Source organism: Chryseobacterium sp. BIGb0232 (assembly GCF_024810195.1).
In the GTDB taxonomy this organism is placed as follows: domain Bacteria; phylum Bacteroidota; class Bacteroidia; order Flavobacteriales; family Weeksellaceae; genus Chryseobacterium; species Chryseobacterium pennae.
The window spans coordinates 440,445-455,452 of the sequence record NZ_JANUEH010000001.1; the positions used below are offsets into that span (position 1 = coordinate 440,445).

Genomic DNA, 15,008 nt, shown 5'->3' on the forward strand with positions numbered 1-15,008 from the left:
TATGATAGGAATTATAGGAGGATACGGAGAAGTAGGCCATCATGCCTGCATTACCTTGCAACAATATGGTATTGGTCCCTTAAAAATCGGAGGGCGTAATCCTGAGAAAGGAAAAGCAAAACAGTCAGAGGCACTTCCCGGAGCCATCTGGGAACAGGTAGACGTAGAAGATGACGAAAGCATTGCCCGTTTCATTGCCGGGTGTGATCTGATCTTAAATTGCGCTGCTCCATCCCATCGTTACTCAAGACGGATTGCTAAAATATGTTTACAGCATCATGTCAACATGGTAGATGCCGGAATAGATAATGATTATCACAGTGATCCGCTGGAAACCGGAGATAATATCATTGTGTATGCTGCCGGAGCTACCCCGGGGTTTTCGGGATTGTTCCCGATCTGGTTCGGTCAGCAGTTTGACAAAGTCCACTCACTGCTTAGCTATTACGGCACTTCGGGACAGCTTTCAAAAGCCGGTGCGGAAGATTACCTGGAAGGATCATTACATTCCAACAATGTTCCCCGTGCGGCCTGGAGAAATGGTGTTGTACCGAATGTATTATCACGAAAAAGCGGAGTCGCACTTCCCTTCTTCCCCGGAGAAATTACTTTATTCCCTCTTTTTGATGATGAAACCCAGCTGGTAGCCCAAAGGCTTGAACTGGAAAACGGAGAATGGTACGCTGCGGTAGAAGGAGAAAAATCAATTGCAGCTCTTGACAGCGCCAGTTTTGAATATAAAACCAATCCCAAAGCTATGATTGAAAAATTGTGCTTTGCAGTAGAAATGGATACGCTGGGAAGAAGTCCTTATTTCATTCTTATGGTCCAGTTGACCGGAGAATCAGCAGGTCAGGAAAAAACACAGACTGCCGTGTATGAGGTAGGAAAAATCATTCCTTTCTGCGGAAAAATAGCCGCTATTATGGTAAAAGCAGTACTGGATGGTAAGCTAAAACACGGATTACATCACGCGGCTTCCATTGAGGATATTGACTATGTGATGGATCTTCTGGAAAAAACAGATTCCACACACAGTATCCAGATTATTGATCATTCAATTGAAGAACTTTCAGTGGAGGAAGAAGGAACCTTATAAAGATTAAAAAATGAACAGTATCAAAAAATATAAATCAGGAAAAATAAGAACCGTAGTCATTGGCTCTACTTTCGGGCAGTTTTATCTGGAAGCGCTCAGTAACCTGTCTGATGACTTTGAGATCAAAGCTTTGATTGCCGGTGGCAGTGAGCGTTCAAAAAAATGTGCAGAAGCTTATGGCATCCCACTTTTAAAAGATATTACAGAAATAAACCCTGATGAGGTGGATCTGGCCTGCATTATCCTCCGTTCAGGTGTTATGGGCGGTAAAGGAACAGAATTCGCTCTTTATTGTATGGAAAAAGGCATTCATGTGATACAGGAACACCCCATCCACCACAATGATCTGGCCACCTGTTTACGGGCAGCCAAATCGAACAATGTGCATTTCATTACAGGTAATCTATATGTTCATCTCCCGGCTTTCAGACGATTTTCTAAAGTGGCTCAACATCTTTTTGAAACAAAAAAAGCAGTCTATATTGATATTGCGTTGGCCACTCAGGTATCATTTCCGCTTGTCCAGATGATGATTGATCTTTTGCCTAACCCAAGACCACTGAACATTCATCATATTCTGAAAGATTCAGGACCATTCCAGGTACTTACCGGAGAATGGGGCGGTCTTCCTCTTACCCTTCGTGCCCATAATGAAGTCAATCCAAACGATCCTGACAACCATCAGCATTTGCTGCATACCATCTCTATCGGATGCTCCGGAGGAACTTTATCTCTTACGGATACCCACGGACCTGTGGTCTGGAAAGCCCAGCTACATATCCCGCACAATGAATTGCTGAGAAATGTATCTGACGGAAATCATCTGAATGAAAAAAGTACCATGGTCCTAGGACCTGAATTCCCGCCTACTTATCAGGAAATTCTTCAGAAACAATGGCCAAGAGCTATTGGAAAGGACCTGCTAGCCATAAAAAGTTTTATCACAGGCGAAAAAAAACCGGAACAGAGAGCTCACCTGGAACTATTATGTAGCCGTTTGTGGCATGACCTGACCCACGCTTTAGGATCTCCGACCTTAAAACCGGATGCCTCCTATGAGCAGATTGAAATAAGCCAACTTATCGAGATTGCCAGCCACGTTCCGGCCGAACCGGAAGAAATGAGTATCTCTTAATCTGCTTTTAAAACCCAATAATATGAATACCCATATGACAACTTATATAGAATCCGTTGATGTTCAGGAGCTGATGAACAGCATGCGAAAAAAGAAAATTCAGCTCTGGACAGAAGATGGAAAATTAAAATTCAAAGCTCCGAAAGGAGTTATGGAACCGAATGACCTAGAGCTTCTCAAGGAAAACAAAGAAAAGATCCTTGACTATCTGGAGTCAGAAAACAAGACCATGACCATCCAGAATGACCTGCCAAACCGTTATAAACCGTTTCCCCTTACCGATGTTCAATCTGCTTATCTTCTGGGAAGAAACCCCGGATTCAGATACGGCGGAGTTGCCTGTCATTTGTATATGGAATTAAAATACAATGCCTTAGACCATAAACTTGTAGAAAATACCTGGAACAGACTGGTTCAAAGACATGAAATGCTAAGGGCTACGGTGAGCAATCAGGGGTTTCAGAGCATTCAGCAGGAAACACCACGCTTCACGGTAAGTTATCAAGATGTTTCTTCATTAGCCATTCAGGAACAGGCTTCTGTTTTAGAGAAAGTACGGGGGCAGATGAGCCATCGTGTTTATGATACTGAACAATGGCCGTTATTTGATATTGCGGTAACCACGACACAATGGGAACAGAAAAAAGAATCTGTACTTCATTTTTCTATGGAGTTTCTGATTGCAGACTGGATCAGTATGTGGATGCTGATGGCTGAATTTGAAACACTTTATTTCAATCCCGATATTCAGCTTTCCCCCTTAAGCCTTAGTTTCAGAGATTATGCCATTGCAGAAAGAGGAATCCGTGAAACTCCTGCCTATGCCAAAGACCGGAACTACTGGATGAATCGTGTGGAAACGTTGCCCGCAGGTCCTACCCTTCCCGTTTCCCGCAGGGAAAATACCGCTTCCAATCATTTTACGAGAAACAGCACGTTGATTGAAAAAAAGAAATGGGAAAGCTTTAAAGCAACCGCCAACTCACATGGTATTACTCCCACTTCTGCAGTGGCAGCAGTGTACGCTTATGTACTGGAACGCTGGAGCGAAACCGATCATTTCTGTCTTAACCTTACTGTTCTGAACCGTATGCCTCTTCATCCTGAAGTTCATCAGATTGTGGGTGATTTCACTTCGGTTAGTTTACTTGAAGTAGATTACAGGGAACCCAAAGTATTCAGTGAGACGGCAAAGAATATGAATATTCAGCTGTTTGACGATTTGGATCATCCATTATTTACCGGTGTTGAAGTACTTCGTGAAATGACCAAAAAGCAACAGAACGGAAGAGTTCTTTTACCCGTTGTGCTAACGAGTGCCATCGGATTGCTTGATACGGGCGAAGATGCAGGACTAAAAGGACAGATCGGTGATTATAACATCAGCCAGACGCCTCAGGTATTTATTGACTGCCAGGTGGTAGATACCGCACAGGGACTTTCTGTAAACTGGGATACCCGTGATGGTATTTTCCCCGAACAGATGATTGACGATATGTTTTCAACCTTTGAAACGCTTCTCAACGAACTGTCAGATCATCCGGAATCGTGGCACAAAAAAGACCTGATTACATTACCTTCAAGACATCAGGAGGAAAGAGACCAACTGAATCATGAACCTGCTATGCTGCCGGAATCTTTACTTCATGAACCAACCTTCAAAAACTTCAAAAAAAATGCTGATAAAACAGCTATTGTAGATGAGTACGGTTCGTTTACCTATCAGGATATTGAAGAAAAAACAGCTGCTATCGCTTTACAATTACAACAACTGGGTTGTAAAGAACAGGATAAAGTAGCGATTACCCTTCCTAAATCCCACCATCAGGTAACTTCTGTACTGGCGGTTCTTGCTCTGGGTGGTGTATATGTTCCGATAGACCTCAACCAGCCTGTTGAAAGACGAACAAAGATTATTAAAAATGCAGGGATTAAGTATGTTCTGACTTCTGATGAAATCAGTCAGCAAGGATACGGAACAGAGAATGGTGTACACATTATTGCTGTAGATACTTTACAACATGATAAAGAAACCGGTCTTGATACAATTTCTGCCCACACAAAACAGGACTGCAATGCTCCTGCTTATGTCATTTATACTTCAGGATCTACCGGCGAGCCTAAAGGAGTGATGATTTCCCATCTGGGTGCGATGAACACGATTGAAGATATTAACAGACGCTTCAACATCGATGAAAAAGACAGTGTTCTTGCTTTATCACAGCTCGGTTTTGATTTATCAGTATATGATATCTTTGGAATGTTAGGGCTTGGCGGAACTCTCATCTATCCTAACCCGGACCGCCAGCGTGATCCTTCTCACTGGCTGGAACTGATGCAAAATTATCAGATCACAGTATGGAACACAGCTCCCGCCCTTATGCAGATGTTTGTTAATTTTCTGGAAACTGAAAAGCAGGAAATTCGTACTTCTCTAAGTCATTTCAGGCTTGCTTTGTTATCAGGAGACTGGATTCCTCTGAACCTCCCTGATACTCTGAAACAGCTGGTTCCTTCTGTACAGCTGATCAGCCTGGGTGGAGCAACGGAAGCTTCCATCTGGTCCAATTTCCATATGTATAAAGGATTACAACCGGACTGGAATAGTATACCCTACGGAAGACCGCTTTCCAACCAGGGATTCCGTATTCTGGATGAACAGATGAGAGATTGTCCGGAATGGAAATCGGGGGATTTGTTTATCACAGGTTCAGGGCTTGCACTGGAATACTTCAATGATCCTGATCTTACTGATGAACGTTTCTTTCTACATCCTTCAGACGGTGAAAGAATGTATAAAACCGGAGATCTGGGAAGATATATGCCCGGCGGAGAAATTGAGTTTTTAGGAAGAAGAGATAAGCAGGTTAAAATAAGAGGTCACCGTATTGAACTAGGTGAAATAGAATCTGCATTAACTACCCATCCTGATGTTTCCAATGCCGTAGTGATCGCTAAAACCCATACTGAAAACAGTAAAATAAAAACCTTATTTGGATTTATAGTTCCTTCCGGAAATCAGTCTGATTCCGATTTTACTTCTGAAATAGTACAGTTTTTAGGTAAAAAAGTCCCTGCGTATATGGTTCCTTCCCATCTTCAGGTTATTGATAGAATTCCGGTAACCGTGAACGGTAAAGTAGATATTAAAAAACTGGAAGAATTATGCATTCTCGATACCGGTAAAACCACTACAGGCAATCAGGATTTCACGGATGAACTTGAAAAAACAATTCATGATTTGTGGTGCAGCTCTCTTGGTCTTGATTATATCGACAAGCATCAGAACCTCAACGATTTTGGAGCAGACTCCCTGATATCAGCTCAGATGGCTGGAAAACTGAGGGATATTTTCGTAGAAAAAGGGCAGCAGCATCTGACTTTTGACCTGATTTTAAGACAAATTCTAACCTCTCCTACCATTGCAGATCTGGCAGATTTCTTTAGAGATCAGGAAAACAATGCAGGCGTTCAGAAGAAGGCAGAAGAAACCAAAAAAGAAACCCGTATCGGAACACTTACCCATTTCGGAGGGGACTCATCCGGGATGCATCGTATCATCCTTCATGCAGGAGGTGGAACTTTGGAAAGGTATAAACACCTGATCCGTGAAATGGTCAATCAGAATTCCGGAGCGGTCTATGGAATTTCCGTTGGAGATTTTGATGCTTATTGTGCTATAGAAAGCGATCAGCTGGTGGAACGTATTTCAGATGATTATTGTGCCTCTATTATTGAAAATGGTGCTAAACAGGTACAACTTATCGGCTATTCCATCGGAAGTATGATTGCGGTAGAAATGGCAAGAAGACTGAGTGAAAAGGGAATTGAAGTCGCTGATTTGTGCATTATAGATGCCATCCGTGTTCCTTTTAAAGTATATGATGATCTGTTTGTGGAATTCCGTTTTCTGCCGAATTTAGGAATTAACCCAGCAGATGCAGGTTTTGGAGAGATGAACGGAAAACTGTTCATGGAATGGGTAACCCAAACCTTACAGCAAAATAAAAACGAACTTCCGGAAGGGGCTATTTTTACGATGCAGGGTAACAGCGAATTGGTACAGATAAGTTCAGTTTTTAACAAGATGAAAGCTGCCAGCCAATCCGAGAGATTTGATGCTTATCTGGATGCCATGAAACGCTTATCCGGACGCGAAATGCCCAAAGAACTGCTGGAACGTACCTACCGTACTTTTGCCCAAAACTTTAAAGCTTCCCGGTTTGTGTCTCCGCCTTATTTTGGTGATATCCGGTATTTTAAAGCTAAAGATCAGGGAACTACGACTGCAACCGGAATCAATGATGACATTGTAGAACTGTGGTCAGAAATCAGCCTCGGAACTTTAGATATTACAGACATCGAAGGGGATCACCTGGGTTGTGTTGGCGAAGAATATACACCTGATCTGGCTCGTCATTTAGAAATTTCTGATCAATAATCATGAATAGTATTGAACAAAAAGATAAAATCCTACATGACAACTTATGGAGCTTAGCCTGGAATCTTTCCTGGCCTATCATCATTGCCATGGTGCTGTATGGGCTTAATATCGTTATAGATGCGGTTCTGGTTGGTTTATTGATTAGTGAAAACGCTCTGGCTGCTGTAGCCATTACCTATCCCGTGGTTTCTATAACCATGGGAATAGGTTCGCTCATTGGAGTGGGTGCAGGATCTTTGCTCAGTATAGCCATTGGTGAGAAAGATCAGAAAAAGCAGTCGGAATTATTGGGAAATGTCAATGTTCTCAGCATAGTTTTATCTGCAATTTATTTAGTTTTTGTCTTTTTCATGGGAAAAACCCTATTAGAATTTATGGGAGCTCAGGGTGAAATCCTGAATCTTGCCCATACCTATCTTCAGCACACTCTTTTTGGTGCTTTCTTTTGGGTATATGGTTTTTCAGCCAATATGATTGTAAGAGCAGAAGGCAAAATGAAACTTGCAGCGATTATTATGGGAACCGGATTGGTAGTTAATGTACTGGTCAGCTATTTCCTGATTGATGTATTGAAACTGGGCGTTGCAGGAGCAGCCTGGGGAGCCAATATTGGAATGCTTGTTTATTCAGTTTTCGGTTTTTACTATTTCCGCAGCAAAAATGTTTCCTTTCCGGCACAGCCACTGTCTTTGAAATATGATCAAGCTATCTTAAAGGCAATTTCTTCATTAGGCATGGCCTCATTCATTATGGTAGTCATGAATCTGATACAGGCAATAGCCGTTTTCAAAAGTGTTTCCAGATATGGCAGTGCATTGGATATGGCGGTATACGGAGCGGCTTACCGGGTATATACATTACTTCTGATGCCGATTGCCGGATTTATGAGAGCCCTTCAGCCTGTTATCGGAATTAATTTCGGAGCAGGAAAATACGACCGGACTGTGAATGCCTATATGATTTTCGTATTGCTTTCAACCCTGTTCATTTTACCCATATGGGTTCTTTTGATTGGTTATCCGGAGACCGTACTTTCTTCAATGATCAGTACAGAATCACTTAATAGTCAGCACTACAAAGACTTTCAGGTTTTATTGTGGGCAACTCCCGTAGTTCCCTTTCTGTTTATGACCATGAGTTTTTATCCCTCTATCGGTAAAGGAAAGCCGGCGGTATTGCTGGCCATTATCCGGCAAATTATTTTTTATGTGCCTGCCATGCTTATTTTACCTGCTTTGTATGGAATCAGCTGGATTTATCTTGCTTCAAGCATCATAGAATATGGTGTGGCGCTTATTGCCCTGATCATGATTATTGGTGAATTAAGACGGCTCATTCAGCTTAAAACAAAATCAGATTTACAACAAACCTGATTCTACCCCAACAAGATGAGACTTTCATGATTGGTGACTCCGGAATGGCTGATCAATCATGATTGTTTCATCATTAAAAACTTGTATTCAATCAATGAAAAACTTACCTAAAAACCTACATGCCGTCTATTTTGATGTGGATGGTACATTAACCAAAAGCAATATTGTAGAGCCTTTATTGTATATTAAAAAACAGGTGATGTCACCATTCAGATATAGCCTTTGGAAGGCAGGACTTCCCTTTCGCTTCATATACTGGACTTTTCTTGACAAGATTGATCGTGAAAAGGCTACAGCTTCCATCTACAGGCAGTATAAAAATATCTCTGTTGAAACGATGGACTCTTTAAAATATCAATGTTATCAGGAAAAATATCAAAAGAAACTCTTTCCAAAAGCTCTTGAAGCCATCAATACCTTCAAAGGACAAGGAACCCGGATGGTTCTGGTTTCAGGATCTTTGGATATTTTCCTGCAGCTTCTGGCTGAAGAATTAGAGGCAGAGCTCATTTCTTCCCGCCTGGAAACCAAAAACGGAATCTATACCGGAGCAATGGAGGGCCGTGCCGTTAGCGGAAAGCGAAAAGCTGAGCTCATTCGTCAACACGCTCACCGTAATCAGTTTACGCTGGAAAACTGTGCTTCTTTCGGAGACTCAGGTGATGATATTGCCATGCTGGCTTCAGTACAATATCCTGTAGCGGTTAATCCGGATAAGAAACTGGCTTCATTGGCTCAAAAAAACAATTGGGAACTTCTCATATGGTCTTAACATGCATATTTATTGTATCCATATTACTAATCTCTTGGATGAGGCAGAATTTAACGAGCTCATCCAATATGTCTCGCCCGATAAAAAGGCCAAAATCCAAAGATTCCGAAAACCCATTGATGCTGTAAGATCATTATTGGGCGATTTGATCATCCGTACTATTCTGTGCAGACACTATGGCTTAACAAATGATGAAATACATTATGAATACCAGGAGTTTGGAAAGCCCTATCTTCCCCACCACCCTCTTCTTCATTTTAATATTTCGCATTCCGGAGATTGGGTTGTGGGTGTGGTTTCAACCAACATCATAGGTATTGACATTGAAAAAATAACTGAGGTAAAAGAAAACTTTGTGTCGTTAGCATTATGCGCGGAAGAGGATAGACAGCTTCAGAGCCTTCATGAAACGGATCGCCACTCATTTTTTTTCAAACTCTGGACATTAAAAGAAAGCTATGTAAAAGCTATAGGAACAGGCTTGTCCGAAGGACTGAATACCTTAGAAATTACCATGGACAATGAGGATATCATTATGAAAAAAAATGAAAAACCTATTCCGGCCTATTTTGAAACCATGGAACTGCAGCAAGGATATCAGTTTTCGCTGTGTTCACTTTCGGAAAATACTTACCAGGATATACAGGTGTTTTCGCTTCAGGAATTCATTGAAGAGGTAAATATCTTCTTACCTGCACCTGATTATCAGGAGTTTTTCATTCACAAAACGCAATAGATTATGTTTGAAATTATTCTTTGGTTAAGAAGATTAAACGCAAAGTTCATTAATCATTCCGCTTTATGGTAAGGAGGCAAAACAATGCGACTTTGTCGCGGATGAAGCTTTATGCTTATCCACACGCTTCAACGAATCAACAAAGTTGATTCTATCCTTTGCTCCCTAAAAATCCACATAACAAAGCTAGAACTTTGCGTTTAAAAAGACACATCATCAATACATTAATCATCTGAATCAATAATTTATACACAACCTTCTTATCCTGAATGAGTGTCAGCCATCTTCTTTTCTCTCCTTCTTTGAACAATAAGGTGCGCCGCATCCAGCATTTTAACCGTATGAATGTAAGGCATCACGATATTCTTTTCCGGTAGATTTTCATAGACGCCCATGGAGAAATAGACGATTCCGGACATAAAATAATCAAATTCTTTGAGGGTGTATGCTCTGAATGCTTTTTTGAAAACCAGCAGCGGATTACGGTATTCCTTCTCCGAAAGCAGGCCAAGAAGCCATGGGGAAATCTTCTCCGGCTGGGTATCTACCGTCCATTTTCTTTCCTTTAGCATCATGAGATAGCCTGCCCGGATCAACGACCTCATCGATTGATGAAACTGGAAGATCACCGCCGGATCTTCATGGATCCAGCTATTTCTCTTTACCGCATAGTTCATCAGATTGCTGAGCATTTCTTTGGAATCATCCAGCTCATTGAAATGGAAGAAAGTTTCCATCATCTGTAGCCCGGAATGCTTGTTATCTGTTCGAAAACGGGTATCTAAATGTGTTTTTATCTTTTTCATGAGTTTGTATTTTTTTATAAATGTAAGAAAAAAACAAATAAACAACATATATGTGTTGATGAAAAATTTTAGAAAGCTCAAACTTTACTACATGTATAAATGGGAAATAGAAGAATTAAAATTTCAAATTGGAAAGCTTATTCAATTAAATAGGCTTAAAAGAGAACTTTCACAATTACAACTTGGAAATGAGCTCAATATCTCAAGCAACCATGTTGGTAGAATTGAAAGAGCTGAAACAAATCCAACCATTGAAAGTCTTGTTATATTCTGTAATTTTCTTGAAATTGATCTGTTACATTTATTTACAAAACTCAATGAAAAAGAATTAAAGAAGATTGAAAGTGAAATTGATCACCTGCAAAAAGAATTTAAAAATCAAAATAAGAGAAAATCCTGACGAAAGTTGGGATTTTTTACTTCATACAAAATATTCAAACGTTCAGTAAAAACACTGAGTTTTTATAAATGGTAATCTTATATATTTACTTTTTATGTCCATAAAATAGAATCTTAGTTACATAAAGAATTATTGAGAGATATTGATACGGTTTTCCGTAAGTAACATAAAAGATATAATTATAAATTTAAATGTTATAAAATCAGAAGAATTTATTGGCATTTACTTAAATATTAAAGCATTATTAAAAACTAATTTATGATAAACAGAGGCTCAGAATGGAGAAAATGGAATTTACATGTACATACTAAGGGTACTAATAAAAATGATCAATTTACTTCCACAACTTTAGATGAATTCTTTTACACATTTTTTAAAAAAGCATATGACAATAACGTTCAAGCGATCGGAATAACAGACTATTTCTCTATTGACCGATATAAAGACGCTTTGGAATATGTCTCTCAAATACAAACAAAAATTAATTCTATAAATGGAGCACAGTTGTTTACAGATGAAGAAATTAACTTTATTAAGAATATATTTATTTTTCCTAATGTAGAACTTAGAATGTTACCTGCTACAGATAGAGCTCGTCTAATAAACATACATTGTATTTTTAATCCTGACTACGTTACACATCTTGAAAACGATTTTTTTGGTCATCTTACAAACCAAGATGGAAAAAAAATGAATAAACATGGCTTAATTGATTATGGAAGAGAACTAGACCCGAATTTAGAAACAGATACTCTTAGATATAAAAAAGGAGTTGATAATTTTGTAATCGATTTAACATCTTTAAAACAACTTATTAATGGAAATAAAAAATTTAATGAGAATTGTATATTAGTAGTTAGCAACTCAAACCAAGATGGTGCTTCTGGAGTTCAACAGCATTATGATTTGTTCGAAAATGAGGAAGGTTCATTAGGAGGATTAAGAACTTCTATTTATAAAATTTCGCATTGCATCTTTTCAACCAATCCAAGAGATATCAAATATTTTTTAGGAAAAAGATTAGAGGGATCTGCAGATTATAACGAAGAAATATATAAAAAAGAAGTGGAAGAAGTAATAAATAATAGAGGTTCTTTAAAACCGTGCCTTGTTGGATGTGATTCCCACTCAGAAACAACTCTTTTCAATAGATTTACGTGGATTAAAGCAGATCTAACATTTGAAGGCTTACGGCAGATATGTTTCGAGCCTGAGCAAAGAGTTAAAATACAAAATTCTAAACCTGACTTTAAAGAAGAAAAAGTGATTATTGATAAGGTGAAATTTATTTCTCCCAATAAAAAATTTTTAGATACAGAGATTTATCTAAATTCAAACCTAAATGTAATTATTGGTGGCAAGTCATCAGGAAAATCAATTCTATTATATTCAATTGCTAAGACACTTCTTCCCGATCAGGAAATATTATTGACAGATGTTGCAGAAGAGAAATATGATTTAAAATCAATAGATAGTGAATTTAATTTTGAAATCACCTCTAGATCAGGTATTTCACAATCTATGTTTAGAAATTTGGAGGAAAATTCAATTATGCCTGATATAAAATATATTCCTCAAAACTACTTAGTTAAGCTAGCCGAACCAGAACTTAATAAGAAAGGACGGCCTCTTAATAAACTTGTAAGAGAGTTGATTAACGAAAATCCTGATTCTAAATCAAGATATGATAATTTTATTAAAAATGTCAAGAATTTTGATAAAGATAGAGAAGACCTAATTAATCATTACTTTGATTTAAATGATGAAATTCACAAAATAGAAGCAAATTTAAAAACAAAGTCGAATAAAGAAGTTTTGGAAACAAATATCAAAACGAATACTGATAAGGTTGAAGAATTGAATAAAGAAGCTGGATTATCCGATGAAGAATTAATAAGATATAAAGAAGTTCAAGGAAAGAAAGCTGATAACACTCAAAAAAAAGAAGAATTCAAGGAAGATTTTAAACATACTAAAGAATCTTTAAACGAAATTGGACAGCAGGTTGATAACTTAAACGCTTCGAAAAATACATTTATTAATGGTATTAAAGATGAGAGTATAAAAGAATATTACCGTCAAAAACTAGATATTATTTCAAACCTTAAACATGAGATAGATTATATGATAGAAGAAATTAAGTTAGCGCCGGATGAAGAAGGAAATAAGTACTTTACTAAGGATAATAAATTTAAAGAGCTTGTATCAATTATTGAAAATACATCTAATATTATTAACGAAGAATTAAAACCTTTTCAGAAAAATGAACAAATTCAACAACAGGTTAAAGTATTAAATGATTCTATATCTTCTGATAAAAAAACATTGACTGAAATTGATCAACTAAATAAGGAAAAGATAGAAAAGAATGAATCATTAACAAAATGTAAAGAAGACATATTTAAGATATATGATAGTACCTATCAAGAATATCAGCAAATTATTACTGATCTCAAAGGAAGAACAACAGATCTTGAAAAAGATGGGCTAAAAATAGAAGGTATATCTCAATTTAATTTTGTGAAATTGTATAAAAAAATTTTTGATATTAGCGATGGTAGAAAAGCTCATTACAATAGCTATCCTGAAATATTTAATGAACGAAAAAAGGCAACTTCAGATTTTGAATATACAATAATCAAAGCAGAGTTAGAAAAAATTTTCGACGAGATTTGTAATGGTAATTTTGCTATTCTTCCCAAAGTAAATAGAAAAGAAGGAATAAAAATATTATTGGATGATTATTTCTTTGATTACTGGAGAATAACTTATAAAAATGATAAACTAGGAGAAATGTCAACTGGTAAAGCTAGTTTTGTCATCTTAATGTTGATTATTGGATTAAGTATATCGAAATCTCCTATTTTAATAGATCAACCAGAAGACAATTTAGATAACAGATCGATCACCCGTGATTTAGTTTTTTATTTAAAAAATAAAAAACTGGAACGTCAAATCATTGTAGTAACCCACAATGCTAATATTGTAGTAAACTCAGATGCAGAAAACATTATTGTAGCAAATCAAAAAGGTCAAAATGATGTCGAATCTTCTAGTGACTTTTTATTTGACTATATAAATGGAGCGATTGAAAATAGTTCACTAATAAATAAAGAAGAAAAAGATCTTTTAAAATCAATGGGAATTAGAGAGCACATTGCTGATATTGTAGAGGGAGGTAAAGATGCTTTTCTCCTTAGAGAAAAAAGATATCGTTTTGAAAAATTATTATCATAATTTATTACTGCTCCACCACTTTCAAAAGTCTTCCAGCTAAATAACCTATAACTGTATTATCAAAAAAAATTAACTAATGGGTTTCGAACAAAAGAAAATAAATCATATTTTTCATTATACAAGAGGTATTTCCTCATTAAAAAGTATGCTAAAAAATGGATTCGCTCCTTCATACTGCATAGAAAAAGTAGGTGATGACAATTACTATATTCCTATGGTGAGTTTTTGTAATATTCCTCTAAAAGATGTTGAATTATATGCACGATATGGAAATTATGGTATTGGAATGAGCTTAGATTGGGCAATTAAAAATTCTATTTCACCTGTAGTTTATACACATGAAAACACAAAATTCCGTAATATACATAGTGATATAAATAAAATACATATTGGAGACTTATTTGAGAAAATGTTTCCAAAAATAATTGAAGCTAAGCTGGAAGGAAAAGAAGATACAACTGATTATACTGAATATGAAAGAATAATTAAAGAAGTAAATAAAATAACAATTCCAACCATTCAACATTTCAAAAACTGGAAAGTACAATATAAAGGAAAAGAAATAATTACTTATCTAGAACGAGAATGGAGATATATTCCAAATCTCCCGGAAGAAGTAAGTAAAATAATACATGAACAAGAGAATGAATTTCAACTATTACAAAATAACGAATTCAGAAAAAAACCTCATTTCCCCGAATTAGCTTTAGAGATTGATGAAATCAATGACTTACGTTACATAATGATTAACAGTGACTCTCAACGAAAGTCTATTATCTCAGTTTTAAATGAAAAGTTTGGAAAAGAAGTAATAACTGAATCTATTTTGAGTGGTAATTTAGTAATATTCAATCCTAAAAGCATTAAAAACGATTTCTGAGTATTAAGACCCCGCTCTCCAAAGCCCCCTGACTTTGGAGCAAACTTAAAAAGAATGTTTACTAGCTCAAAGCCGGGAGACTTTGCGTAGTCATAACTTCTTAATACTTAACTAGAGAATAAATTG

At 37.2% G+C, this 15,008-nt stretch carries 10 protein-coding genes; 9 read left to right on the forward strand and 1 reads right to left on the reverse strand.

All coding sequences use genetic code 11. From position 1 onward, the window contains the following. Position 1 precedes the first annotated feature (1 nt). The 6 genes from M2372_RS01875 to M2372_RS01900 all read left to right on the forward strand — a co-directional run bounded on the left by M2372_RS01875 (position 2) and on the right by M2372_RS01900 (position 9,559). Entirely contained in the window at positions 2-1,099 is a 1,098-nt protein-coding gene (locus M2372_RS01875) for a saccharopine dehydrogenase NADP-binding domain-containing protein (RefSeq protein ID WP_123318596.1), read from the forward strand. 10 nt (positions 1,100-1,109) lie between these two features. Then, a complete protein-coding gene (locus tag M2372_RS01880; RefSeq protein ID WP_123318595.1) occupies positions 1,110-2,234 on the forward strand; it encodes a Gfo/Idh/MocA family oxidoreductase in 1,125 nt (374 codons plus the stop codon). Positions 2,235-2,256: 22 nt separating this feature from the next. Beyond that, the gene (locus tag M2372_RS01885) at positions 2,257-6,675 is read left to right on the forward strand and encodes a non-ribosomal peptide synthetase (protein WP_123318594.1); all 4,419 of its coding nucleotides are present in this window, start codon (positions 2,257-2,259) and stop codon (positions 6,673-6,675) included. Between the two features lie 2 nt (positions 6,676-6,677). Further along, the gene (locus M2372_RS01890) at positions 6,678-8,051 is read left to right on the forward strand and encodes an MATE family efflux transporter (protein ID WP_123318593.1); all 1,374 of its coding nucleotides are present in this window, start codon (positions 6,678-6,680) and stop codon (positions 8,049-8,051) included. Positions 8,052-8,145: 94 nt separating this feature from the next. Next, complete coding sequence (locus M2372_RS01895) at positions 8,146-8,823, forward strand: HAD family phosphatase (protein WP_185018709.1); 678 nt, start codon at positions 8,146-8,148, stop codon at positions 8,821-8,823. A gap of 1 nt (position 8,824) precedes the next feature. Then, a complete protein-coding gene (locus M2372_RS01900; protein ID WP_123318591.1) occupies positions 8,825-9,559 on the forward strand; it encodes a 4'-phosphopantetheinyl transferase superfamily protein in 735 nt (244 codons plus the stop codon). Positions 9,560-9,819: 260 nt separating this feature from the next. Here M2372_RS01900 and M2372_RS01905 read toward each other — a convergent pair whose 3' ends face one another. After that, a complete protein-coding gene (locus tag M2372_RS01905; protein ID WP_123318590.1) occupies positions 9,820-10,365 on the reverse strand; it encodes a hypothetical protein in 546 nt (181 codons plus the stop codon). A gap of 58 nt (positions 10,366-10,423) precedes the next feature. Between M2372_RS01905 and M2372_RS01910 the strand changes: the two genes are divergently transcribed. The 3 genes from M2372_RS01910 (at position 10,424) to M2372_RS01920 (ending at position 14,882) form a co-directional block, all read left to right on the forward strand. After that, positions 10,424-10,765, forward strand: a complete 342-nt coding sequence (locus tag M2372_RS01910; RefSeq protein ID WP_185018707.1) for a helix-turn-helix domain-containing protein — start codon at positions 10,424-10,426, stop codon at positions 10,763-10,765. Between the two features lie 258 nt (positions 10,766-11,023). Further along, positions 11,024-14,002, forward strand: coding sequence for a TrlF family AAA-like ATPase (locus M2372_RS01915; RefSeq protein ID WP_123318588.1), 2,979 nt, complete (start codon positions 11,024-11,026; stop codon positions 14,000-14,002). 76 nt (positions 14,003-14,078) lie between these two features. After that, positions 14,079-14,882, forward strand: coding sequence for an abortive infection system antitoxin AbiGi family protein (locus tag M2372_RS01920; RefSeq protein WP_123318587.1), 804 nt, complete (start codon positions 14,079-14,081; stop codon positions 14,880-14,882). Positions 14,883-15,008: the final 126 nt, after the last annotated feature.

Excerpts from the sequence above, each read along its gene's own strand:
- M2372_RS01875 (WP_123318596.1), top strand. The coding sequence starts at position 2 with ATGATAGGAATTATAGGAGGATACGGAGAAGTAGGCCATCATGCCTGC.
- M2372_RS01880 (WP_123318595.1), top strand. The coding sequence starts at position 1,110 with ATGAACAGTATCAAAAAATATAAATCAGGAAAAATAAGAACCGTAGTC.
- M2372_RS01885 (WP_123318594.1), top strand. The coding sequence starts at position 2,257 with ATGAATACCCATATGACAACTTATATAGAATCCGTTGATGTTCAGGAG.
- M2372_RS01890 (WP_123318593.1), top strand. The coding sequence starts at position 6,678 with ATGAATAGTATTGAACAAAAAGATAAAATCCTACATGACAACTTATGG.
- M2372_RS01895 (WP_185018709.1), top strand. The coding sequence starts at position 8,146 with ATGAAAAACTTACCTAAAAACCTACATGCCGTCTATTTTGATGTGGAT.
- M2372_RS01900 (WP_123318591.1), top strand. The coding sequence starts at position 8,825 with ATGCATATTTATTGTATCCATATTACTAATCTCTTGGATGAGGCAGAA.
- M2372_RS01905 (WP_123318590.1), bottom strand. The coding sequence starts at position 10,365 with ATGAAAAAGATAAAAACACATTTAGATACCCGTTTTCGAACAGATAAC.
- M2372_RS01910 (WP_185018707.1), top strand. The coding sequence starts at position 10,424 with ATGAAAAATTTTAGAAAGCTCAAACTTTACTACATGTATAAATGGGAA.
- M2372_RS01915 (WP_123318588.1), top strand. The coding sequence starts at position 11,024 with ATGATAAACAGAGGCTCAGAATGGAGAAAATGGAATTTACATGTACAT.
- M2372_RS01920 (WP_123318587.1), top strand. The coding sequence starts at position 14,079 with ATGGGTTTCGAACAAAAGAAAATAAATCATATTTTTCATTATACAAGA.